Annotated in this window: 17 protein-coding genes and 3 pseudogenes; 14 read left to right on the top strand and 6 right to left on the bottom strand. The window is 23.1% G+C overall.

Annotated features, from left to right (window positions below; all coding sequences use genetic code 4):
* Positions 1-148 precede the first annotated feature (148 nt).
* Genes SKUN_RS06920 through SKUN_RS06905 form a run of 4 tightly spaced genes read left to right on the top strand, consistent with a single transcriptional unit; the run spans position 149 to position 2,881 of the window.
* On the top strand, positions 149-751 hold the full coding sequence (locus SKUN_RS06920) for a hypothetical protein (protein ID WP_053391403.1): 603 nt from the start codon (positions 149-151) through the stop codon (positions 749-751).
* A gap of 15 nt (positions 752-766) precedes the next feature.
* Positions 767-2,383: a hypothetical protein gene (locus SKUN_RS06915; RefSeq protein WP_053391402.1), complete on the top strand. Its 1,617-nt coding sequence runs from the start codon at positions 767-769 to the stop codon at positions 2,381-2,383.
* 23 nt (positions 2,384-2,406) lie between these two features.
* On the top strand, positions 2,407-2,688 hold the full coding sequence (locus SKUN_RS06910) for a hypothetical protein (RefSeq protein WP_053391401.1): 282 nt from the start codon (positions 2,407-2,409) through the stop codon (positions 2,686-2,688).
* Positions 2,669-2,881 (top strand): hypothetical protein, encoded by a 213-nt coding sequence (locus SKUN_RS06905; RefSeq protein WP_053391400.1) that lies wholly within the window; start codon positions 2,669-2,671, stop codon positions 2,879-2,881. The genes SKUN_RS06910 and SKUN_RS06905 overlap by 20 nt, the downstream gene beginning before the upstream one ends.
* A gap of 37 nt (positions 2,882-2,918) precedes the next feature.
* On the opposite strand, the gene SKUN_RS06900 is transcribed toward SKUN_RS06905, so the two are convergent.
* Positions 2,919-3,416 (bottom strand): lipoprotein, encoded by a 498-nt coding sequence (locus tag SKUN_RS06900; RefSeq protein WP_053391399.1) that lies wholly within the window; start codon positions 3,414-3,416, stop codon positions 2,919-2,921.
* Positions 3,417-3,596: 180 nt separating this feature from the next.
* On the opposite strand from SKUN_RS06900, the gene SKUN_RS06895 reads away from it, so the two are divergent.
* The 3 genes from SKUN_RS06895 to SKUN_RS10975 all read left to right on the top strand — a co-directional run bounded on the left by SKUN_RS06895 (position 3,597) and on the right by SKUN_RS10975 (position 6,395).
* Positions 3,597-4,034, top strand: a complete 438-nt coding sequence (locus SKUN_RS06895) for a hypothetical protein (protein WP_053391398.1) — start codon at positions 3,597-3,599, stop codon at positions 4,032-4,034.
* Between the two features lie 190 nt (positions 4,035-4,224).
* Positions 4,225-5,547: an Mbov_0401 family ICE element transposase-like protein gene (locus SKUN_RS06890; RefSeq protein WP_053391397.1), complete on the top strand. Its 1,323-nt coding sequence runs from the start codon at positions 4,225-4,227 to the stop codon at positions 5,545-5,547.
* Between the two features lie 398 nt (positions 5,548-5,945).
* On the top strand, positions 5,946-6,395 hold the full coding sequence (locus tag SKUN_RS10975; protein WP_235511017.1) for a hypothetical protein: 450 nt from the start codon (positions 5,946-5,948) through the stop codon (positions 6,393-6,395).
* 386 nt (positions 6,396-6,781) lie between these two features.
* On the opposite strand, the gene SKUN_RS06875 is transcribed toward SKUN_RS10975, so the two are convergent.
* Entirely contained in the window at positions 6,782-7,009 is a 228-nt protein-coding gene (locus tag SKUN_RS06875; protein WP_004028319.1) for a NifU family protein, read from the bottom strand.
* A 135-nt stretch (positions 7,010-7,144) separates the two neighbouring features.
* Here SKUN_RS06875 and SKUN_RS06870 point away from each other — a divergent pair, with 135 nt between their 5' ends.
* Complete coding sequence (locus tag SKUN_RS06870; RefSeq protein ID WP_053391395.1) at positions 7,145-8,164, top strand: ribose-phosphate diphosphokinase; 1,020 nt, start codon at positions 7,145-7,147, stop codon at positions 8,162-8,164.
* 544 nt (positions 8,165-8,708) lie between these two features.
* Here SKUN_RS06870 and SKUN_RS06865 read toward each other — a convergent pair.
* Positions 8,709-9,682 (bottom strand): annotated as a pseudogene (locus SKUN_RS06865) (IS30 family transposase).
* 558 nt (positions 9,683-10,240) lie between these two features.
* Positions 10,241-10,414 (bottom strand): annotated as a pseudogene (locus SKUN_RS11850) (spiroplasma phage ORF1-like family protein); the annotation flags it as partial.
* A gap of 945 nt (positions 10,415-11,359) precedes the next feature.
* Here SKUN_RS11850 and SKUN_RS06855 point away from each other — a divergent pair.
* From SKUN_RS06855 to SKUN_RS06835, 6 genes and pseudogenes are all read left to right on the top strand, one after another.
* Positions 11,360-11,656: a hypothetical protein gene (locus SKUN_RS06855; RefSeq protein ID WP_053391394.1), complete on the top strand. Its 297-nt coding sequence runs from the start codon at positions 11,360-11,362 to the stop codon at positions 11,654-11,656.
* Between the two features lie 22 nt (positions 11,657-11,678).
* Positions 11,679-12,119 carry a DUF3627 domain-containing protein gene (locus SKUN_RS06850; RefSeq protein ID WP_083436127.1) on the top strand — a complete coding sequence of 147 codons (441 nt, stop codon included), beginning with the start codon at positions 11,679-11,681 and terminating at the stop codon, positions 12,117-12,119.
* Complete coding sequence (locus SKUN_RS09555) at positions 12,120-12,269, top strand: hypothetical protein (RefSeq protein ID WP_158500827.1); 150 nt, start codon at positions 12,120-12,122, stop codon at positions 12,267-12,269.
* Between the two features lie 2 nt (positions 12,270-12,271).
* Positions 12,272-12,475, top strand: coding sequence for a DUF2649 family protein (locus tag SKUN_RS06845; RefSeq protein WP_053391392.1), 204 nt, complete (start codon positions 12,272-12,274; stop codon positions 12,473-12,475).
* Positions 12,475-13,488, top strand: coding sequence for a hypothetical protein (locus tag SKUN_RS06840; protein WP_053391391.1), 1,014 nt, complete (start codon positions 12,475-12,477; stop codon positions 13,486-13,488). Before SKUN_RS06845 ends, SKUN_RS06840 begins: the two co-directional genes overlap by 1 nt.
* Positions 13,481-13,726: pseudogene (locus SKUN_RS06835) on the top strand (hypothetical protein); the annotation flags it as partial. The gene SKUN_RS06840 and the pseudogene SKUN_RS06835, both read left to right, overlap by 8 nt.
* Here the strand turns inward: SKUN_RS06835 and SKUN_RS08585 are convergent.
* The gene (locus SKUN_RS08585; protein ID WP_083436126.1) at positions 13,701-13,862 is read right to left on the bottom strand and encodes a DUF3688 family protein; all 162 of its coding nucleotides are present in this window, start codon (positions 13,860-13,862) and stop codon (positions 13,701-13,703) included. The pseudogene SKUN_RS06835 and the gene SKUN_RS08585 overlap by 26 nt on opposite strands.
* Before the next feature lie 11 nt (positions 13,863-13,873).
* Entirely contained in the window at positions 13,874-14,110 is a 237-nt protein-coding gene (locus SKUN_RS06830) for a hypothetical protein (RefSeq protein ID WP_015967964.1), read from the bottom strand.
* Positions 14,111-14,205 lie beyond the last annotated feature (95 nt).

Below are 14,205 nucleotides of genomic sequence, written 5' to 3'. Positions count from 1 at the left end.
ATTTGTTTATTTGACAAATAATTTTAATGACGGTATCATCACGACGACAATAAATGATGGGGTTAATTATTATTGTTAAGGTTGGTTATTGTTAAGGTTGGTGTTTTTTTATGTTAGATAATAATGAAAATAATAAGGTGGTTAAATTATGGCAATAGTTTTAAAAACATTTCCTAATTGTAATGTAGAAGCGTGTGATGATGGAATTATCCAAGATTTTTTTTCTCGTTTTTTTGTTAAAGAAAAAAATGTTCTTTTTTTAAACGAGGCAAAAAAATTAATAAAAAGGCATCTTGGAAATAAAGTTATTTTTAATCAAACATATATATTAATTTATGGGCGAATTATTGAAATTGAAGAAGACACAGAATATGAATTACAAGCAACGAGTGGATATGTAGTTAAAAAAATTATTTTTAATATTAATTTAAGAACAAAAAAGAATGAGATTAAAACACTAACAAACGAATTATTAAATGAAGGCAATTTATCATGAGAAGATATTAAAAACGAAGAATGAAACTATGATATTGAATTATTCACCTATCAATTACAAAATAACACAATTTACAATATAAAAGAAAATCAAAAATATTGAGAAGACTTAAAACCACAACAAAAAATAAACAATGAACTAAAAAATAATTTTAACAACATTGATAAAACAATGACTAAAAAAATGATTGCTAACAATACATTACATACTGAGTGAGATAAAATATCCAACAAATTAGAAAAAAAATATTTATAGAAAGAGAGGTAAAAAATGGCATTTAGATTTATAACATTTGACAACACAGAAGATTATTTAACAGACCATGACCAAGCAATATACTATGATTTTTTATTAAGAAATCAAACAATCCCCTATTATGCCAATAAAGAATTAAGCAATAAAAACGCTATAAACTTATTAACTAATAGCGATAATTACAACGAAGAAATGTTAAAACTATGTGATAATAATTCAACAGGTTTTTTATTTTACGGATTTGGCGAACAAGAAAACTTGGAAGCAGAATTCAAATATGAAGACAATGGAATTCAAGTAAAAATAAAAACTAAAAAAGGAAACAAAGAAATACCATTTTTTTATTTAAGCATTTGTGGAAGAATGATTAAAGTAGAAAATAACACCACAAACGATATTAACGACTTAATTCCATATGCAAAAAACCAAGCAGAAACAACAAAAACAATATTTCTAACAATTAAAATAGATATGTCCAAAGCACCATTAGTGTATCCAATCCCAGATATAGACAACTCAGATAAAAACTACCAATATATTAATAAAAAATTTATAAAAAGTTTAGGTGAAAACAAAAGCGAACAAATTGAAAAATTAACAGAATTATTAGAACAATGCCCCATTAACACTAAAATTGACGAAGTTGAACCAAGCAAAATTGACAATAAATTCTATTTCGAAAAAACCAACGAAGAAGAAAATAAACCTTGAAAAAACATCAAAAGTGTCATGTTTTGAAACGATAATTCAAAAATAATAGCAACCGCCATAATCGATAACATTAATCAAGTAAATGATTTTAAATACCAAACAATTTATCAAAACAGATGTGCTAGCGAATATTTTGTATGAACAGACAAAGAAAGATTAATCCAAGATAACTTAAACACAAGACATAAAGATGGAATTTATGAATTTCCCATTCTTAGTTTTAATTTACCCTTAAAAGGCGAAAAAATAAAATCCTTTGACTGAGAATATACCGCACGAGTTCCCATTCGTTTTCAATCAATCAAAAACCCCAACAATTTTATTAATTTTTGCGAATATGCCCGAGAAAAAATAGAAGAACACAATAAAAAATGAAACACAGAAATGGAAAAAATGGATCAAAAAACAAAAGAGTTAGACAAAAGAATAAGAGAAATGCCCTACAAAATAGAAAGTAGTGTCAAATATGTCAAAAGCAGATTAAAAGAAATGACACCACAAGAAAAACCATTTAATACAGTTGATAATAAATATTATTTTGTGGTGTGACGTGATAGCAAAAATAGTAATTGAAATATTAATAAATTTAATAATAATAAAGAAATTATTTTAATAACTGGTGATATGAGATTACAAAAAACCAAATTTGGCAGTGAATATGACTTGACTATAAGAGTTCCAGAAATAAGAAATATGAGTGTTTGAAAAGAAGATGATAGAACTTATTTTAAAGCAGTTTATCGTTGAAATGGTGGCGAAGAATGATCACCAATATTATTATATGATGGTGAAAGGGATATGATTAAGTTTTGGGTATGAAAAGATTTTAAAACATGAGAAAAAGCACAGCGTGGTATTGTAACAACGGCTGCTATTGGTTTGCGAGCATTTGGATATTGAGTACTAATTGATAAATATTAATTTAATAATAAGGAGAATAAAAAATGAATGAGACTATTTTAGAAATTATTGTTTTGGTTATATCACTTTTTACTGGTGGAACAACCGGAATAACTGCAACTATTTTGAGCAAAAAACAACAAAAAATCAGAGATGAAAACAAAGAATTAAAAGAAAAAATAAACGATATTAAAATTGAAATTAATAATATTAATACAAAATTAGATGTTATTACAATTATAAATAATAAATTAGCTAATAACAACAAAATAAATATCAGACAAAAAAACAAGGATGGTAATAAAAATGAAAAAGAAAAAAACTAAGTTATTTTTTCTACGATTAGCATATTGAATAGTTCACGGTTTAACAATGGGATTACCAATTTTATTCACCGAAATTAATAAACTAATGCTAAAATTAAAAGAAAAAATTAATAAAGAATGTATTTTGTTAGATGAAAATAAAGAAGATAATATTAATGAAATAATTAAAAAAGATCATAAAAAAGAAAATTAAATAAATTAAAAAAAGCAATTTAATAAAAATTGCTTTTTTATTCACCATTAAATTTTACATTACCATTATTATCAATTATTAAATCAGGTAGATTTTCTTCGCCACCATTTCAACGATAAACTGCTTTAAAATAAGTTCTATCATCTTCTTTTCAAACACTCATATTTCTTATTTCTGGAACTCTTATAGTCAAGTCATATTCACTGCCAAATTTGGTTTTTTGTAATCTCATATCACCAGTTATTAAAATAATTTCTTTATTATTATTAAATTTATTAATATTTCAATTACTATTTTTGCTATCACGTCACACCACAAAATAATATTTATTATCAACTGTATTAAATGGTTTTTCTTGTGGTGCTATTCATTCTAATTTTTCTTTTATTTCTTGGCAATTTGTACATATTTGATTTGCTTGTTTTAGTTGTGTTAATTCATCTTCGCTATATTGTGGTGTATTACAAGCAACTAGACTTGTTGTGCTTGTACCTAGTAATGTAATTGCTCCTAAAAAACTTAATCATTTTTTCATAAAAAGTTACTCCTTTCTTGATATTTTATTTATATAAAAATTATATAATGAATTAAGCAAATTTAATGATTATTTATCAAAAATATAATTAAAATAAAAATATTCAAAAATAATATTTATTTTGATAATATATTAACAGTATCAAACAACAATTTTAATTTTAAGAAAGGAAAATAAAATATGTCTCAAAATAAACCATCATTGAGTTTAAAAATAGACAAATATTTACAACTTTATAAACAAAGTTATATATTATCAGTTAAGGGTTTAGCCCTTTTAGAAATAATAAAAAAATTAAATTTTGAAGAAGTAAAAAAAGAACATGAAGACTTTATTGATATATCTGTTAAATTTATAAAAATATTGTGAGAAGAAGACAAATTAAAAAAAGAAATTAATTTTGATTCTTTAAGTAAAAATAAAATTAATAAAATTAATCGAGTTTATAAAGAATTAAAAAACGACAAAGAACATTTTTTTAATACTATTATAAATATTTTTCCTACAACAAATAACATTGAAGAAATTGAAGAAGAAAATAAAGTAAGTTTTGAATTTAAAGATTTAAATACCAAAATTGTATTCACTAATGTTGAAAAAAAAATTAATCAAGATTAAAAATCTTGTTTTTTTATTTTAAATTAATATATAATATGTTTGTTATCAAAAAAGTATCAAAATTGTATTAAATAATATTAAAAAAATTAAATATTGGAAAAACAAGTTAAAAATAACTTGCTTTTTTTAGGTGTTTATTTTAATGTGTGTGATGATTTATTTTTAAATCAGGAAAGGAAACAACTTTAAAATGGATATTAATATTATTATTAATGGAAAAAACTTTTTTAATGAAATATATAACGATTTAGAAAAATATGCTATTAGAGAAATTGCATATAGATTAGAAAAATGAGACGATTTTATTTTTCAAAATTATCAAGAAGATGATAATTTTAAAGATTTTAGAGTAAAAGAAATTAGAACAAAAACATTAATTACTTTAAAGGGGAAAATAAAATTTAAAAGAAGAAGATATTGTTGAACTAATCCAAAGACGGGAAAAACAGAGTATGTTTTTATTTTAGATATAATTTTAGGAATTAAAAAATGACAAAGAATGGGAAATGATGTCAAAGAAAGAATTTTGTCATTTTTGAGTAAAGATAAAAAATATTGCGACATTTCTGGTACATTAGAAAAAGCAGGAATCAGTTTAATGTCAATTTCAAATACTATAAAAAATGCAACAACAAACGACAAATATTATATTAATAAAACAAATATTAAAATAAATGTTCCTCATACTTTATATATTCAAATTGATGGTACTTATATAAAAATGTGGAACCAAAATGAAAAAATAAAAAAACACATCCTATTGTCTACCGTTCATACTGGCTATGATCAAATAAAATCAACTGAAAAAAGACCAGTAATTGCAAATAAGTTGGGCGTTTATGAAATGGATAATATTCCAAATTATATTACTAAAAAAACAAAATTAAGACCTTTTGTTGTTAAATTAATACTTTTAATTATAAATAATTATAATATTCAAAATGATACTGAAATTATGATTTTAGGTGATGGAGCAAATTGAATTAAAGGTGTTAAAAAAGATATTGCAGATCGCTTTCCTAATAACAAAGTTCATTATACAATAGATAAATTTCATCTTAAAAGCAGATTTGAAAAGTTATTTCCTTTTCAAAGAAAAAACGCAGAAATTAAAGAAATTTTTAATAAAGCTGTTGATTATTTTTATAATGGAAAATATGAGGAATTATTACAGTGTTTAAAAGATAGCAAACCATTTATTCCTGAATCTAAATTAGATTATTTTAATAAAACAAAAAAACTAATTAAAAATAATGAAGAGGGTATTAAAAATCAGACATTGTGAAATAATATTGGTTGTCATGTTGAAGGCGATATATCACATATTAAAGGAAGATTTGTTAAAAAAGCAACTTATAATGAAAAAACCTTAAAAAACAAAATGAACGCTATTATGCAGGAATATACAAATAAAATTGATATTTTTAATCAATTAGAACAACCACCAGAAAATATTAGTATTTTATATAATAATTTTAATAAAACTCAACAACAAAATTTATATCTTTATTAATTTCATTTTTAAATTAAATAATTTTAATAAAAATGCATTTTTTGTTGTGATTAAATTTAAAAAAAATATAAAAATTTATTGACAATAAAATTAAACATGGTATCTTTAAGTTAAGTAGATGGATTATTTATTTCATAATTTCTTAAATATAGTAAATACCCTATAATAATTTATACGACCAAAGATTTCCTAATATAAAGATGTACTAACTAATAATAAAAGAGTAATTGAATTAATATTTTTAGCAAAATAAAAAATGATAAAATTATAATTTAAAGTTAGTGAACATGATAATGCTAACCAAAAACAAAAATGCTGAATAATAAAAACTAATTGATAAAAAGATTTTATTCTTTTTTTAACCAAGTTAGTTTTTTTCATTTGCTTTTTATTTTTATATGCCGGAAATTAAAAACAATATTGGTGCTTTTTCTCCGAAAGTTTTAAAACATTTTAGTACATTTTCATGATGAAAAATTATTGTTATTCTTAGTCTATTATTTTTTATTGCTATTTTAAGAGAATTAAGTCAAGGTGATTTTTTAAATATTATTTTAGTACAAGAAACTTGAGTACGTTATCACAGTAAAATGATGGTGGAACATTATTTACATTTAGTTCAGGAAATTTGATGGTTTGCACAAATTATTGGAGCAATGTCTATTTATTTTTTTATTAGAAAAATTGGAATTAAGAATTCATTCATTTTAGCATTAATAATTTGAATTCTATATTTTATTTTTGTTGCTATAATTCCAATTCCGGAAGTTTTATTAATTTGTCAATTTTTAAATGGTTTTTCAATGATATTTTTGTTTGGAATTTTATTTTCAATTACAATGATGTAGAATTATCGTATTCAAAATCAACCTGTAACGGGTTATTTTTCAGCATTAAATGCTTTAGTAACATTTCTTGTATAATTCTTAATCCGGAATTTTGGCCATTATCAAGTTGGTATTTTTAGTAATTTAAATTTAGATTGAAATTTACAATTTATTAAAAATGATTTATTTTTAGATTAATTAAAGCAAGTTATTTTATATTTATATTTAAGTTTTGTTATTAGCTGCTTTATTTTAATTGTTGTTGTTTTTTTAGCATTAAATTTATTAGTGGTAAATATTATAATCGCAACCAATTTGAAAATAATCTTAGTGAATTAGTTGGAATGGTTGTTATCCATGAGATTGATTAAAAAATTTCTTTAAAAAAAATATTTACAAAAAAGAAGTTACATAATAACTTCTACTGCAATAATATCAGGCATTTCTTGTTTAACAATTTGTTCAACACCATCTTTAATTGTTGAATCAATTAATCCGCAACCAACACATGCTCCTGCCAAACGAACATAAACAATATTATTTTTAACTTCAACAAATTCAATATCACCGCCATCTTGGTTAATATAAGGGCGAAGATTATCAATAATATCTTTTGCTTGATTTGTTTGTGTCATTCTAATCACCTTCACTATTTAATTATAGCATTTTTATAACAAAGTTAGTTTAATTAATTATGTATATGTATATAATAATAGGTAGGGATTGAATTTAGAATTTTTATTGGAGTTTAAATTTTTAGAGGAGGACTAATGGAAGAAAAAAGTTTTAGTATATATGGCCTATCTGCTGGAATAAAATTAGCAGACGAAATTTGTAAAATTTTAGGTGTAACAAAACAAGAAATGGAAACTATTCGTTTTGCTGATGGTGAAATTTTGGTAAGGGCAATGAATTCAGTGCGGGGAAAAGATGTTTATATTATTCAATCAACATCTTGGCCAGTCAATGAAAATCTAATGGAATTATTAATTGCGATTGATGCTCTAAAACGCGGTAGTGCACAAAGCATTAATGTGATCATTCCCTATTTTGGATATGCTCGTCAAGATCGAAAAGCACGTGGTCGCCAACCAATTACATGTAAATTAGTGGCAAATATGTTAACAACTGCAGGGGCAACAAGAGTAATGACTGTTGATTTACATTCACCACAATCAATGGGATTTTTTGATGTTCCAGTTGATGATTTACGATCAACACAAGAATTAGTAAGAACAATTGTTCGAAAAATTGAAGAAGACCATCTTAAAGAAGAAATAACAATTGTTTCACCAGACTATGGTGGATTAGTACGGGCACGAGATGTGGCTAATCGTTTAGGAAATTTAGCTGGGAATATTGCAGTAATTGATAAGCGCCGTCCAAAACCAAATGTTAGTGAAGTTCAATTTATTTTAGGAAATGTCAAAGACCGTATTTGTTTTATTGTTGATGATATGATTGATACAGCTGGCACAATTTGTAATGCAGCAAAAGCACTAAAACAGCATGGGGCAAAAGTAGTTTATTTATTAGCATGCCATGGAGTATTTTCACCCCCAGCAAAAGAGCGTTTAACAGAACTTATTAATGATGGGACAGTTAAAAAGGTTATTGTTACAAATACAATTGATATTAATCAAGATAGATCATTTGACGGGTTAAAAGTCATTTCAATTGCTAATTTAATTTCACAAATGATTAGAGCAATGATTGAAAAACGTAGTTTATCAGATGTTTATTCAAAATGTAATGAGCAAATAAAAAAAATAATTGAGAAAATAAAATAGTTGGTAAAGTTTGCATTTTTTAACTAAACAATGCAAACTTTTTTATAATTTTTTTTATTAAGAAAAAGAGTAATTTATTTATGATTATATAATTAATTTTAAAGTATTTTTTTGCTATAATTAAATTAATAAAAAGCTATTTATATAAATTATTATATTACAATATATCACTAGTTAAAAAAAATATCAAGAAGAAAATAATGACAACTTCAATTTATGGTTATAGACGTATTATTCAAATTTATTCAAATTATTATTAATATAAGTATTTTAATTTTAATGTTATTCTTATTTATTGACTATTAGTTACTATTTATTTACAGCATTTTTTTTAAGTACAATATTAGCATTACGATATATTATCCAATTTTTCAAATATTTTGGTAGTCGGAAAAAAGTTGAGATTTTATTAATTAAATAATATAATAAAAATTACAAAAATCAACCATAAATTTAAAAAAAATTAAAATATTTTAATTTTTCTTTTATTTTATCCACATTTAAACACACTAAAAAATAATTTATTAAATTTTAATTAATAAATTTATTTAATATTCTGTAAAAACATTTCTTTTGCACTTATTCAATTTAAACAGGGCCGTATTTTTTCATTAATTACATCATTAACTACTCAATTTAATCGTTTCTGACTAACTTTATTAAAATCAATTCCAGGAATAAATCAATGTCTTAATTCACTATTCATATATTCAATTAAAGATTTTTGGCGAGGTTTACCAGCATCACAAAAATAAACTTGTGTTTCAGCGAATATTTATAATTCTCTTCATTTATAAAATTATCTTCCTCTATCAGTTATTATTCCTTTTATTTTACCCATTAAATTATTTACTTTAACTAATTCTTTAAACTTTTCAAAAAATTCATTAGCAGTATGATTTTCTAATTTTATTGCAAAATATTTTCTACTTGATTGTTCTACTAAAACTAAAAAAGAAGATTGATGATTTTTACCAACAACAGTATCCATTTCAAATCACCCAACATTAGAAAATTTATTTTCAATGTTTCAAATTGACTTAAAATTAATTAATTGACCACTATTATCTTTTTTCCTTTTGTTTTAAATTTTTTACCACGATATCGTAAATTTTGTTTTAAAAATCCATAAAAACCTAAAGAAATTCATTTATACAATGTTTTAACAGAAACCGGAAATTTAACACCAAATTTTAAAAAATAACGATAAAAAAATTCTCTCGGAGAATCACGATATTTATTAAGTCTAATTTTAATAAAATTAATTTGTTCTTCTGTAAAATTACATCTTTTATTATTCTTTTTTCTTTTCTCATAATACATTTTATCTAACTTATAAGGACTATATTCTTCAATAGTTTTAAAACGTTTAATTTCTCGTAAAATAGTACTACAATGTCTATTCAAACATTTAGCAATTACAGAAATATTCTGCTTATCATTATTTTTTAAAAACATTTTTGATAATAATAATTGTTCTAATTTAACTTTATCCATAAAACTTAAATGACTATACATAACATTTATATATCTTTCATTAACTTATAAAATTTTTAATATTTAATACGAATAATTGATATATAATTGATATATAATAAAATCAACTATATATAAAACAATAAAAAAGAGCAATATAGATGAAAAAATAACTTAGCATAATAGGAACAATCGGATTAATCGCAACAAGCACAACAACATTAATCAGTTGTAATAAAGAAAAAAATAATGAAAACGAGGCAAGTAATCAACCAGATCCATCATATAATCCGCAACAACCACCAGAAAATAGTAATTTAAAATTAAGTGTTCGTTATATTTTGCCAGATAATAAATGATATATTGCAATTGTTAAAAAGCAACAAACTGATGATTTTTCTATTATAAAATTTAATTTTTAAGATAAATCAGTTTGAAGTGTTGGAGCACCTTATCATATAATTAATCGAGTATGATATATTGTTAATTCGTTTTACCAATGACAAGGAAATAATGAACCTGAAACACTAACAATCAACGAAAACACCGGTGAAATTACAGATTGAAAAGAACAAAAAGGAACTTAATAACATTTCCTTTTTATATTAATCGCACAAATTTTATAAAAATAATTAATAAAAATATATTTGTTATTGTACTATACAATGCTGTATTAAATTTTCATACCTCAAATATTTGACTAAAAAAACTATATAATGTTTCAAAAACCTTACCAACATTGCTCGCTAATTTGTTAACTTGTTTAACACCAGGATTACCAAATGGTTTATCAATATAATTGTTTTTAAATTTAATAATTATAAAATTATCATTTGTTTTAGGTTTTTTTTGCAGACATTATATATCATTTATTATTACGAACATTAAATTCTTGGTTAAATGTACCACTTATACTTTTTCAATCATCTTGCTTCAACTTAACTATTGGATAACGATTATTCTTATAACGCTCAACATTGTCGACATTTTTTTAGATACATCCCTAACATTATTTTTTATCCTCCTTTCTTTCAATTTCTTTTTTCTTTTCTTTCCTTGAATTGGTTTATCAATTTTTCAAAAAATTAAACAAATTCAAGGAAAGAAAAGAAAAAAGAAATTGAAAGAAAGGAGGATAAAAAATAATGTTAGGTATGTATTTAACAACAGCAGTTAATTTTTTAGCAAATAAACCTAAAACTATGACTGAGGGTATGACTGGTATTTGAACTGGTTTAACTAGTGCATTATGAAAAGTTAAATAAGGTATAACAAATATTTTACCTGAGATAATGGTTTTTTTAGGCGATGCGTGAATTATTTTAATTCAGTTTGCAATTTTTTTGATTATTAAAGTATTAAGCTTTTTCCGTTTTATGGTTAAAGGATTTTAGTATTTATTATTTATCATATATTTTAACTGTGGCACACTAGTTTTTATATGTGATTTGATGTAAAAAATGAATTTATTAAATAGAAAAATGAACTTATTATATTTACTATTAAAGTTCTTAATAGTTATTTTAAGTGTGCCAATTTTTATTATTTTATATATTTAACAATGTTTATTAACAGTGTTTATTAAACATTAAATAAACAATATATTAACATTTTTTATAACATTGTTAATAATCAGTGTTTATTACAATAAATAAACATTATACGAACATTATTTATAACATTGTTTATTAAACAAATATTTAGTTAGGAGATTATATTATGGATATGAAATTTAAAACAACTAAGGAATATAAAAAATTAAAGAAAAATTTTATTAATGATATTTTTTGATTAAATTTGATTTGTTTTTTTGGACATATTATTAATTTATTTATTTTAAGTTTTTTTATTTATATTTCAATATTAAGTTATGGTAAAGATTTTCCATTCTTTGAAATTATTATGTCTGTATTTGCTTTTATATCATTTATTTTTATGATTATTATGCATATAAAATATATTTTTGAAATTAAGGTAGAATTTGATGTTGAAAAAGAAAAATTAATTCAATATTAACAAATTGAAGGAGTTGATAAAATTGGGTAATTTTGTTAAGAAAAATCAGAATATAGAAAATTATTTTATTAGTAAGGAATTTATCCCTTTTACAACAGATAAAGCAAGTTTTATTAATTTACCCAATCATAATCGCCATATTGGTTTTTGGTTGAGTAATAAGTTTATTTATCCGAGTGAAAAACATTCAGAGCAAGTAGCAATTGGTTTGATTTATGATAATTCTTATCCTATTATAAAGTATGATGAAAATTTAAAGCGAAATATTTGAAAATATCTAACTGGAACAGAATTAATCAATTTATATAATCAATATAAACAAAATTACTTTACTAAAATGAAAGAATCGTTATTTTCAAGTGAACCTAAAAAAGTAAAAGCAAATAATAACAATAATAATTTAATAAATTGAACTGTTGAAAAAGAGCAACAATTAATTAAAGATTTGGAAGATTTAAGTTAAATGAATTTATATGATTATTGAGTTCAATTTGTTAGTTATATTATTGGTTCTAATGCTCCTGAGTTTTTATATGTTATATCGTTTGTGTTATTTATTGTTTTGTTTTTTGGAATGTTTTTTAAACTTATTCAAAAAATGTGGAGTTTTTAAAAATGCAAAATGATTGAATTAAATTAAAAGAGTTTTTTATTCATATATTTTTGTTTATAGATAAAACGAATGTTGAAAGTATTACAATGTGGAATTTAACACAAAATGAATATTTAACTTTAATGGTTGGTATTTGAATTGTTATTTTGTTCTTAACTTGGTTTTTAATGTGAATGGTTTTTAAGATAGTTGGGTATTTTAAATAATGAAAAGGTTTGTATTTTTCTTTAAAAATTATTGTTATATTAATGGTTTAATGCTTTTGTTTAGTTTAATTGATATATTATTTTGGATAATTTCTTGGTATTGTGTTGGTTTGGTATTTTGATTGTTGTTTGCTTTGCAGTGTGTTTATTTTGTGTGATGATTGTGAGAAAATATTTTTTATCAGTTAAATTCTTTTCGGTTAGTTCAATTTATTTGAGATAATCCGTTGCCGGTAATTATTGGTAAATTAGGAACTGGTAAAACATTACTTTTAACTTATTTATCGCAAACTATGAAATTATTGACAGATGAAATTTATAGTAATTATCCGTTAGAAGATGATAAAGTAAAAGTTTTAACATTTAAGAATTTAGATTTTACTGACCGAACAAAACCAGCCCCACCCGATGATAGTGTTATTTTATTTGATGAAAGTTATTTGTATATTGATGGAACTAGTCCTCACGTTGAGAAAAAAGTTCATAGTGGTAAAATATCGTGAATTGTTTTAGCGAGACATTTTGGTAATCGTGCGTTGTTTACTGCTCAGCGTGAGGGTATGATTTGAAATAATATTCGCCAGTTAGCAAGTGGAATTATTATTACAATTTCATTGAAAAAACATGTTGCTAAAAAAGGATTTAATTTTTTTAATCGTTTCTTTATTATGCGAATTGGAATTTTCCAAGATATAACGGATTATGAAATTTGAAAAACAAAATCAGTAGAACGAACAGCAGAAGGTAAACGAGTAAAACATAAGTCGGATGTTGGATTAGGGATTCGGTTTTTTAAAATAATTATTCCACTTGAATTTGCTAATAAATATGATAGTCAATGATTAAAATTTGTGCGTGATTTAAAAAATGATGAAATTGTTAATAAAAAAGAATATTATTGGTCGGAAATTACAAAATTAAGTGTTAAAGAACAATTGGAGTTATTTGATATTGATATTTTGAAAAAGAATTTAAAACCTAAAAAAGAGAAAGGAAATAGGAAAGATGATTAATTTATTAGTTGAAAATAATAATAGTAATTGAGACAAGATTTTTAGTTTTGTTTTTGATATATTTTTGTTTATTTTTGATGTAATTTGAAATACAAAGTTACCGATGACAAATACGTCGATTGCTTATTTTTTAATCTTTTTTATGGTTATTAAGTTATCGATTTATGCAATTCACGGGACATCAACACAATATAATAATTTAGGTTTAACAGTTAATAGTGGTGTTTCGCAAGTATATTACCAGTACTATTCTCTTGTTTAAGCGTATAATACTTCTCATTTAACGGTCTAAACGCCGTTAAAGTAATAAATGGAATAACCAAACCTAAAAAACTTAAAATAAATATGGCAAATAAAGATAACGATTTTTTCATAAACTTAACTCCTAACTATACAATGTTTTTGAAACAATAAACCCAACAATATATAAACTCGATATTGTTAACATTAACGGATGACTAAACAAAACTGCCATTCTACCAAATAATCAAATTAACCACGTATCAGAATTATATAAATCCATAATAATATTTTTTGCTGATGTAAATTGATTAATAATAACAGTAATAAAACCAGTTCCAAATATAGCGATTGCCGCCACCAATAAAACTAATTTAATCATTATTTAACACCTCTTTTAATTTTTGCTTGTTGTCTAATATTTTGACGTTTAATTTCTCGTTTAACTTGTTGCTTATTACTATTCTGATAAACATT

It is taken from the genome of Spiroplasma kunkelii CR2-3x, from assembly GCF_001274875.1.
Classification (GTDB): domain Bacteria; phylum Bacillota_I; class Bacilli_A; order Mycoplasmatales; family Mycoplasmataceae; genus Spiroplasma; species Spiroplasma kunkelii.
Note: the sequence above shows the minus strand (reverse complement) of the source record. Positions and strands in the feature narration are given on the sequence as shown.